Origin of the sequence: Paracoccus simplex, assembly GCF_042648325.1 — a bacterium.
GTDB classification, from domain to species: Bacteria; Pseudomonadota; Alphaproteobacteria; order Rhodobacterales; family Rhodobacteraceae; genus Paracoccus; species Paracoccus simplex.
Map to the genome: position 1 here is coordinate 128,827 of NZ_JBHRXE010000006.1, position 8,598 is coordinate 137,424.

Below are 8,598 nucleotides of genomic sequence, written 5' to 3' on the forward strand. Positions count from 1 at the left end.
CCTAGGCCCTTGGCGGCACGGGAACAAGGATGAGCATGGGACTGACCTTTCTGGGCATCGAAAGCAGCTGCGACGACACGGCCGCGGCGGTGGTGCGCGACGACCGCACGATCCTCGCCTCGGTGGTGGCGGGACAGGCGGCGCTGCATGCCGATTTCGGCGGCGTGGTGCCCGAGATCGCCGCCCGCGCCCATGCCGAGAAGCTGGACCTTTGCGTCGAGGCGGCGCTGGCCCAGGCCGGGCTGGCTTTGCGCGATCTGGACGGCATCGCCGTCACCGCCGGGCCGGGGCTGATCGGCGGCGTGCTGTCGGGGGTGATGCTGGCCAAGGGGCTGGCGGCGGGCAGCGGCCTGCCGCTGGTCGGCGTCAACCACCTTGCCGGCCATGCGCTGACGCCGCGCCTGACCGATGGCGTTGCCTATCCCTATCTGATGCTGCTGGTCTCGGGCGGGCATTGCCAGTTCCTGCGCGTGGACGGCCCCGAGGGTTTCACCCGGCTCGGCGGCACCATCGACGACGCCCCGGGCGAGGCCTTCGACAAGGTGGCGAAACTTCTGGGCCTGCCGCAGCCGGGCGGTCCCTCGGTCGAGGCCGCGGCCCGCGCCGGCGATGCGCGGCGCTTCGCCCTGCCCCGGCCGCTGCTGGACCGGCCGGGCTGCGATCTCAGCTTCTCGGGCCTCAAGACCGCGGTGCTGCGCCAGCGCGACGAGCTGGTGGCGGCGCAGGGCGGGCTGCACGAACAGGACCGCGCCGATCTTTGCGCCGGCTTCCAGGCGGCGGTGGCCGAGGTGCTGGCGGAAAAGACCCGCCGCGCGCTGGCCGCATCGCCCGCGCCGGTGCTGGCGGTGGCTGGCGGGGTCGCGGCCAACCAGACCCTGCGCGCCGCCCTGCAGGCGGTCGCGGTCGGCGCCGCCTCGACCTTCCTGGCCCCGCCGCTGCGGCTGTGCACCGACAATGCGGCGATGATCGCCTGGGCCGGGATCGAGGCCTACCAGGCCGGCCAGCGCGACGGCCTGGACCTGGCGGCGCGGCCGCGCTGGCCGCTGGACCAAAGGGCCGCGCCGATGCTGGGCGCCGGCAAGCGGGGGGCAAAGGCATGAGCGTGGCGGTGATCGGCGCCGGCGCCTTCGGCACGGCGCTGGCGGTGGTGCTGGCCGGCAAGGCGCCGGTCACGCTCTGGGGCCGCGACATCGGCTGGGCCGGGACGCGCGAGAACCCGCGCCTGCCCGGCATCCGCCTGCCCGACAGCCTGCGCGTCACCGACGCGCTGCAGGACTGCCTTGCCGATACCGTGCTGCTGGCTTTGCCGGCCCAGGTGCTGGGCGGTTTCCTGGCCGAACAGGGGCAGCTGTTCGACGGCCGCCGGCTGGTCAGCTGCGCCAAGGGCATCGACCTTGCCAGCCTGACCGGCCCCTCGGCCCTGATCGGCGCCGCCTGCCCGCAAGCGACGGTGGCGGTGCTGACCGGCCCCAGCTTTGCCGCCGACATCGCCCGCGGCCTGCCCACCGCCCTGACGCTGGCCTGCGCCGATCCCCAGGCCGCGCAATCCCTGCAACACCAGCTTTCCACCGGCGCGCTGCGGCTCTACCGCACCACCGACGTGCCGGGGGCGGAACTGGGCGGGGCGCTGAAGAACGTCATCGCCATCGCCGCCGGCGCCGCCATCGGCGCAGGCTATGGCGACAGCGCCCGCGCCAGCATCGTCACCCGCGGCTTTGCCGAGATGGTGCGGCTGGCCACGGCGCTCGGCGCCCGGGCCGAGACGCTGGCCGGGCTCTCGGGCCTGGGCGATCTGGTGCTGACCTGCACCTCGGACCAGTCGCGCAATTTCCGCTACGGCCTCGCGCTTGGCGCCGGCCGCGACTTCGCCGCCGGCACCACGGTCGAGGGCGCCGCCACCGCCCGGGCCGTCACCGCCCTTGCCGTCCGCATGGGAATCGAGATGCCGGTGTCGAATCTGGTCGCGGGTCTTGCCGAGGGCCGCATCGCCATGGAACATGCGCTCGACATTCTGCTGAACCGTCCGCTCAAGGAGGAATGATGCCCCTTTTCGCCGTGATCTGCCGCGACCATGCCGGCAAGCTGCAAACCCGCCTGGATACCCGCGAGCAGCATCTCGCCTTTCTCGGCGCGCAGCCCGGCGTGACGCTGGCCGGTCCCTTCGTCCAGGACGGCCAGCCCTGCGGCTCGCTGCTGATCGTCGAGGGCGACAGCTTGTCCCAGGTCAAGGACTGGGCGGCGCAGGACCCCTATGCGCTGGCCGGACTGTTCGCCTCGGTCGAGGTGATCGAATGGAAGAAGGTGATCGGCTGATGGCGCATTGGCTGTTCAAGTCCGAACCGGACGTCTTCGGCTTCGACGACCTGATCGCCCGCGGCGACAAGGGCGAGCAATGGGACGGCGTGCGCAACTACCAGGCCCGCAACAACATGCGCGCCATGAAGAAGGGCGAGCGCGGCTTCTTCTACCATTCCAACATCGGCAAGGAGATCGTCGGCATCTGCGAGGTTCTGGCCGAGGCGCATCCCGACTCGACCGCCGCGGACCCGAAATGGGAATGCGTGGACGTCCGCGCCGTGGCCCGCATCAAGCGGCCGATCTCGCTGGACGAGGCCAAGGCCGAGCCGCGGCTCGCCGCGATGGTTCTGGTCAACAATTCGCGCCTCTCGGTGCAGCCGGTCTCGGATGCCGAATGGGAGGTCATTCTGGAACTGGCCGGCGGCACCGAACCGCTCTGACCAAGCCACCAGGCACCCCGTCCGGGCGACCCAGGAGAAGAGATATGGCACGCGGACCCAAACCCGTCGCGGACCGTCCGACGACGAAACGCATCGGCGCATTGCGGGCGCTCTGGCCCTTCATCCGTCCCTATCGCGGGCTGCTGGCCGCCGCGCTGGCGGCGCTGGCCGTGACCGCGGGGATCAGCCTGGTGCTGCCGCTTGCCGTACGCCGGGTGGTCGACGGTTTCGATGCCGGCGCGCGTCTGCTCGACCAATATTTCGGGGCGGCGCTCGCCATCGTCGGGCTGCTCGCGCTGGGGACCGGGATGCGCTACTATCTCGTCACCCGGCTGGGCGAGCGGGTGGTCGCCGATATCCGCAAGGCGGTTTTCGACCGGGTCATCGCCATGAGCCCGGCCTTCTACGAACGGGTGCTGACCGGCGAGATCATCAGCCGCATCACCACCGACACCACGCTGATCCAGTCGGTGATCGGCTCATCGGTGTCGATCGCGCTGCGCAATTTCCTGATCCTGACCGGCGGCATGGTGATGCTGGTCTGGACCTCGGCCAAGCTTTCCATGCTGCTTCTGGTGCTGGTGCCGGTGATCGTGGTGCCGATCATCGTGCTGGGCCGGCGGCTGCGCAAGCTGTCGCGCGAGAACCAGGACTGGATCGCGCAGTCTTCGGGCGCCGCCTCGGAAAGCCTGCTATCGGCGCAGACCGTGCAGGCCTTCACCCATGAGGGGCCGACCCGCGCGCGCTTCACCGAGGTGACCGAGCGCGCCTTCGACTCGGCGCTGAGCCGGGTCAAGACGCGCACGGTGATGACGGTGATCGTGATCTTCCTGATCTTCTCGGGCGTGCTGGGCGTGCTCTGGATCGGGGCGCGCGACGTGCGGCTGGAAGCGATGACGGTGGGCGAGCTGGTGCAGTTCGTCATCTATGCCGTGCTGGTCGCCGGCGCCGTCGGCGCGCTGTCCGAGATCTGGGGCGAGCTGCAACGCGCCGCCGGCGCGACCGAGCGGCTGAGCGAGCTCTTGACCGCGCAGGATGCGCTGACCGATCCGGAGGATCCCGTCGCCCTGCCCCGCCCGGTGCGCGGCGCCATCGGCTTCGACGCGGTGACCTTCCACTATCCGTCGCGCCCCGACCGCTCGGCGCTGGAGGGCGCGACGCTCGACATCGCGCCGGGCGAGACGGTGGCGCTGGTCGGGCCCTCGGGCGCCGGCAAGACCACGGTGATCCAGCTGCTGCTGCGCTTCTGGGATCCGGATGCTGGGACGGTGCGCATCGACGGCATCGACCTGCGCGACATGGCGCGCGCCGATTTCCGCCAGGCCATCGCGCTGGTGCCGCAGGATCCGGTGATCTTTGCGACCACCGCGCGGGAAAACATCCGCTTCGGCCGCCCCGGCGCCTCGGATGCCGAGGTCGAGGCCGCCGCCCGCGCCGCCCATGCCGACGAATTCCTGCGCCTGTTGCCCGAGGGCTATGACAGCTATGTCGGCGAGCGCGGGGTGATGCTGTCCGGCGGGCAGAAGCAACGCATCGCCATCGCCCGCGCCATCCTGCGCGACGCGCCGATCCTGCTGCTGGACGAGGCGACCTCGGCCCTTGACGCCGAATCCGAGCGGCTGGTGCAGAACGCCGTGGACGATCTGGCCCGCACCCGCACCACGATCATCATCGCGCACCGGCTGGCGACGGTGAAGAAGGCCGACCGCATCGTGGTCTTCGATCACGGCAGGATCGTCGCCCAGGGCCGGCACGAGGATCTGGTGGCGCAAGGCGGACTCTATGCCCGTCTGGCCCGGCTGCAATTCACCGAAGGCGCCGCCGATCCGACCGAACCGGCCGGGGCCTGATCGGCGCCCGGGCCACCGGGGTCGCCGCGATCCCAGCGGGCCGCCGGCCCTGCAAGGGATCGGCGTGACCGGCCGGGCGCCCGGTCAGCGCGGTGCGCCGTAGACCGCCGCCCAATACACGGTCTTGCCATCCGCGCCGACCGCCTTGCCGATGCCGTAATGCCTGACCTGCGGGATCAGGATATTGGCGAGATGCCCGCTCGACCGCACCCATTCGCGCAGCACCCGGTCTTGGGTGAAGGGACCGGCGGCGATGTTCTCGGCGGCGATGCTGGGCCGGTAGCCGGCTTTCTTCAGCCGCTGCATCGGCCCCCTGGTGCCGCTGCCGCGATGCGACATGACACCGCGCCGGGCCATGTCGCAAGCATGCCGCGCCGCGGCAACCGCCAGTTCGGCATTCGGCTTCAGCGACGGCAGGCCGCGGGCCTTGCGGGTGGCATTGGTCGCCTGCACCGCTGCCTGATTTTCCCGCATCGACGTCTGGTAGCAGGTCACCGCCCCCGAGCGCTGCAGTTCCTGCCCGGCCGCCTTGGTCGAGATTCGCGCAGCCTCTCCGGCCTGGGACGGGATCGCCATCAACCCGAAAAGGACCAATGAAACGAGATAGTTGGCGTATTTGTTCAATTTCAACATCCTCTTGATCGCCGCAAACTAGGCGGGCGGGTTCAGTTTCTCAACTTCCGATTGCCGAAAATTGTCTGGAACCGCCGGCTCGGCGGAACGTTGCCGCTGGAACGCAATCTGAGAGAAGGAGTGGCCATGGCCATCTGGGATTTCGTGAAGGATGCCGGGAAATCGCTGTTCGGCAGCGAAGCCCAGGCGCAGGCGGCCCCCGCCCAGCCGGCGCAAAGCGACACCGATCGCAAGGTCGAGGCGCTGAAGGCCGAGCTCAAGGAACTGGGGCTGACCGGCAAGGACGTGCACCTGAAGCTGCGCGGCGACACCGTGGTCATCTCGGGCAAGGCGCGCGATCAGGAGACGCTGGAGAAGCTGATCCTGGCGGTCGGCAACATCAAGGGCATCGCCCATGTCGAGCTGGCCGAGGGCGCGGGCACCGAAACCCCGGCGCCGGCCGGGGCCAAGCCGGTTTTCCATACCGTGCAGAAGGGCGAGACGCTTTCGGCCATCGCGCAGAAATATCTTGGCAAAGCCGCCCGCTATCCCGAGATCTTCGAGGCCAACAAGCCCATGCTCAGCGATCCCGACAAGATCTATCCCGGCCAGACCCTGCGGATTCCGCAGGCTTGACGCGGCGTCTCTGACGCTGCGTCTCGGCGTGCCGCGGGCAAGGCCCTGCTTGCCCCGGCGCGGTTTTTCGGACCATTCTTTCCGCAAGCGGGGCCCGCCTGTGTCCCGGCAGGAAGATGGGAGGAAATTGATGGCCAGGTTCGCGAACGTCGCAGACCGCGATGCGGTCGAGGCGGAGATGCCCTATGCGCAACGTCCGGTGCCGCGCACCCTTTACGAGGCCCTGACCCGGACCCGCGACCAGCATCCCCAGCGCCCGGCGATCAGCTTCCAGCTGTTCTCGGACCCCAAGGCCCCGGCACGCACCCTCAGCTGGACCGAGCTGCACGAGCGGGTCACCGAGACGGCGAACCTGTTCCACACCCTGGGCGTCGGCCCCGGCGATGTGGTGGCCTATCTGCTGCCCAACTGCATCGAGGCGCCCGTGGTGCTGCTGGCCGGCGCCACCACCGGCATCGTGAACCCGATCAATCCGCTGCTCGATGCCGAGCAGATCGCCGGCATCCTGCGCGAGACCGGGGCCAAGGTCCTGGTCACGCTGAAGAGCTTCCCCAAGACCGACATCGCCCAGAAGGCGGCCGAGGCGGTGGCGCTGGCGCCGGGCGTGCAGACCGTGCTCGAGATCGACCTGCGCGGCTATCTGACCGGGCTCAAGCGCCTGCTGGTGCCGCTGATGCGCCCCAAGCTGCCGACCCGCCACCAGGCCAGGGTCATGGATTTCGAGGCCGCCGCCAGCGCCCAGCGCCACAATCGCCTGCTGTTCGACGAGCCGGCCGAGGATCGCGTCGCCGCCTATTTCCACACCGGCGGCACCACCGGCACGCCCAAGGTCGCCCAGCACAAGCAATCCGGCATGATCTACAACGGCTGGCTGGGCGGCACGCTGCTGTTCACCGAGCAGGACGTGCTGATGTGCCCGTTGCCGATGTTCCACGTCTTTGCCGCCTATCCGATCCTGATGTCCTGCCTGATGTCCGGGGCGCAGCTGGTCATGCCCACCCCTGCCGGCTATCGCGGCGAGGGGGTGTTCGACAATTTCTGGAAGCTGATCGAACGCTGGCAGGCGACCTTCCTGATCACCGTGCCCACCGCCATCGCCGCACTGATGCAGCGGCCGGTGAACGGCGACGTCTCGTCGCTGCGCATGGCGATCTCCGGCTCGGCACCGCTGCCCATGGAGCTCTACAACCGCTTCAAATCCGCCACCGGCGTCGAGATCGCCGAGGGCTACGGCCTGACCGAGGCGACCTGCCTGGTCTCGGTCAATCCCGTCGGCGGCCTGAAGAAGGTGGGTTCGGTCGGCATCCCCCTGCCCTATACCCATGTCCGCATCCTGCGCCGCGACGCGACCGGCTTCCACGCATGCGCCACCGACGAGATCGGCGAGATCTGCGTCGCCAATCCCGGCGTCTACGAGGGCTCGACCTATACCGAGCCCGACAAGAACCGCGACCTGTTCGCCGAGGGCCGCTTCCTGCGCACCGGCGATCTGGGGCGGATGGACGCCGACGGCTATCTGTGGATCACCGGCCGCGCCAAGGATCTGATCATCCGCGGCGGCCACAACATCGACCCGGCCGAGATCGAGGATGCGCTGCTGTCGCATCCCAAGGTCGCCTTCGTCGGCGCCATCGGCCAGCCGGACAGTTTCGCGGGCGAGCTGCCCTGCGCCTATGTCGAGCTGGTGGCGGGTGCCGAGGTCTCGATCGAGGAGCTGATGGAACACGCGCGCGCGCATATCCACGAACGCGCGGCGGTGCCGAAGCATATCGAGATCCTGGCCGAGCTGCCGAAGACCGCGGTGGGCAAGATCTTCAAGCCCGACCTGCGCAAGCTGGCGATCAAGCGCGTCTACGATGCGGCGCTGGCCAAGGCGGGGCTGGCGGTCGAGGTGGCCGAGGTGGTGGACGACAAGAAGCGCGGCCTGGTCGTGCGGCTGGCCCGCAAGGGCACGGTGGACGAGCAGGCGCTGGCGGATTGCCTGGGACAGTTCACCCGGCCCTGGGAATGGGCCTGAGCCAGGAAATCAGTAACCCCGCCCAGCGTCAGCCTTTGCAAAGGCCTGCAGCAGGAATATTCTTAGGATGCGGCGCCTATAGCTGCCGCTCCTTGAAGGTCGAATATGTTTCACTGCTCCCGCTCACAAGCCAATCAGTGCGGCCGTTTCTGCTCGTACCGAAAAGAAAGACGGCAGCCGCGCTGGGGCTACTGAAGGCAAGATCTTCAACCAATCGAAAGTTATGATCGTCAGTCCGGACGGCTCGCCCGGACTCAAGCGCTTGCTCGCGAACAAGCCGAATTCTTTCATGAAACGACGGGGAAACGTTCAAACTTCCCGTCGAGCCAGTAAGAACGATGAACTCACCCTCCGCCTCGACCGCACGAGCCGAAATGCCTTTGTTGGCGTTTGTGAGAAAGAACGTCACCGTCTGAGATGAGGATTCTTTGCTTTGTTGAGCGACAGCCATTTGCGGTCGTCTTAGGAAATCAATTCCGATCACCGGCAAAAGAAGCTGGATTTCTTCAAGAAAGGTTTCCATGTCGGAAATATCGGCTTCTGGCAATCGCTCGAAGACCGGCTCGGTTTTATTCTGCAACGAGCATTTTTTGGCCTCACGCAAAAGAACAATCAACCGGCTCTCAAGATAACGCACATGAGCTTTGGTCAGGTTGAGATCTTTGCTCGTGATGGGGCTCTGTTGCACAAATCGGCTTAAGGCCGAGGTTCCCCTTTCCCCGGACGGACTTATCCCACAGCTTCC

The 8,598-nt window shown here is 68.2% G+C and carries 9 protein-coding genes; 7 read left to right on the plus strand and 2 right to left on the minus strand.

Features of this window, described 5'->3' with window-relative positions; translation table 11 throughout:
- The first annotated feature begins 29 nt into the window (after positions 1 to 29).
- Genes tsaD through ACFOMP_RS02710 form a run of 5 tightly spaced genes read left to right on the plus strand, consistent with a single transcriptional unit; the run spans position 30 to position 4,588 of the window.
- Positions 30 to 1,100, plus strand: a complete 1,071-nt coding sequence (gene tsaD, locus ACFOMP_RS02690; RefSeq protein WP_379027783.1) for a tRNA (adenosine(37)-N6)-threonylcarbamoyltransferase complex transferase subunit TsaD — start codon at positions 30 to 32, stop codon at positions 1,098 to 1,100.
- On the plus strand, positions 1,097 to 2,041 hold the full coding sequence (locus ACFOMP_RS02695; protein WP_379027784.1) for an NAD(P)H-dependent glycerol-3-phosphate dehydrogenase: 945 nt from the start codon (positions 1,097 to 1,099) through the stop codon (positions 2,039 to 2,041). The genes tsaD and ACFOMP_RS02695 overlap by 4 nt, the downstream gene beginning before the upstream one ends.
- Positions 2,038 to 2,313: a YciI family protein gene (locus ACFOMP_RS02700; RefSeq protein WP_289893352.1), complete on the plus strand. Its 276-nt coding sequence runs from the start codon at positions 2,038 to 2,040 to the stop codon at positions 2,311 to 2,313. Before ACFOMP_RS02695 ends, ACFOMP_RS02700 begins: the two co-directional genes overlap by 4 nt.
- Positions 2,313 to 2,738, plus strand: a complete 426-nt coding sequence (locus ACFOMP_RS02705; protein WP_289894858.1) for an EVE domain-containing protein — start codon at positions 2,313 to 2,315, stop codon at positions 2,736 to 2,738. Before ACFOMP_RS02700 ends, ACFOMP_RS02705 begins: the two co-directional genes overlap by 1 nt.
- A gap of 44 nt (positions 2,739 to 2,782) precedes the next feature.
- A complete protein-coding gene (locus ACFOMP_RS02710; protein ID WP_379027785.1) occupies positions 2,783 to 4,588 on the plus strand; it encodes an ABC transporter transmembrane domain-containing protein in 1,806 nt (601 codons plus the stop codon).
- An 84-nt stretch (positions 4,589 to 4,672) separates the two neighbouring features.
- Here the strand turns inward: ACFOMP_RS02710 and ACFOMP_RS02715 are convergent, their stop codons facing one another.
- A complete protein-coding gene (locus tag ACFOMP_RS02715; protein WP_379027786.1) occupies positions 4,673 to 5,212 on the minus strand; it encodes a CAP domain-containing protein in 540 nt (179 codons plus the stop codon).
- Positions 5,213 to 5,347: 135 nt separating this feature from the next.
- Between ACFOMP_RS02715 and lysM the strand changes: the two genes are divergently transcribed.
- Together lysM and ACFOMP_RS02725 are read left to right on the plus strand one after the other, a co-directional pair.
- On the plus strand, positions 5,348 to 5,836 hold the full coding sequence (gene lysM / locus ACFOMP_RS02720) for a peptidoglycan-binding protein LysM (protein ID WP_379027787.1): 489 nt from the start codon (positions 5,348 to 5,350) through the stop codon (positions 5,834 to 5,836).
- A 130-nt stretch (positions 5,837 to 5,966) separates the two neighbouring features.
- A complete protein-coding gene (locus ACFOMP_RS02725; protein WP_379027788.1) occupies positions 5,967 to 7,853 on the plus strand; it encodes an acyl-CoA synthetase in 1,887 nt (628 codons plus the stop codon).
- A gap of 76 nt (positions 7,854 to 7,929) precedes the next feature.
- Here the strand turns inward: ACFOMP_RS02725 and ACFOMP_RS02730 are convergent.
- The coding region (locus tag ACFOMP_RS02730) for a DUF4357 domain-containing protein (RefSeq protein WP_379027789.1) at positions 7,930 to 8,598 on the minus strand (669 nt) is incomplete at its 5' end.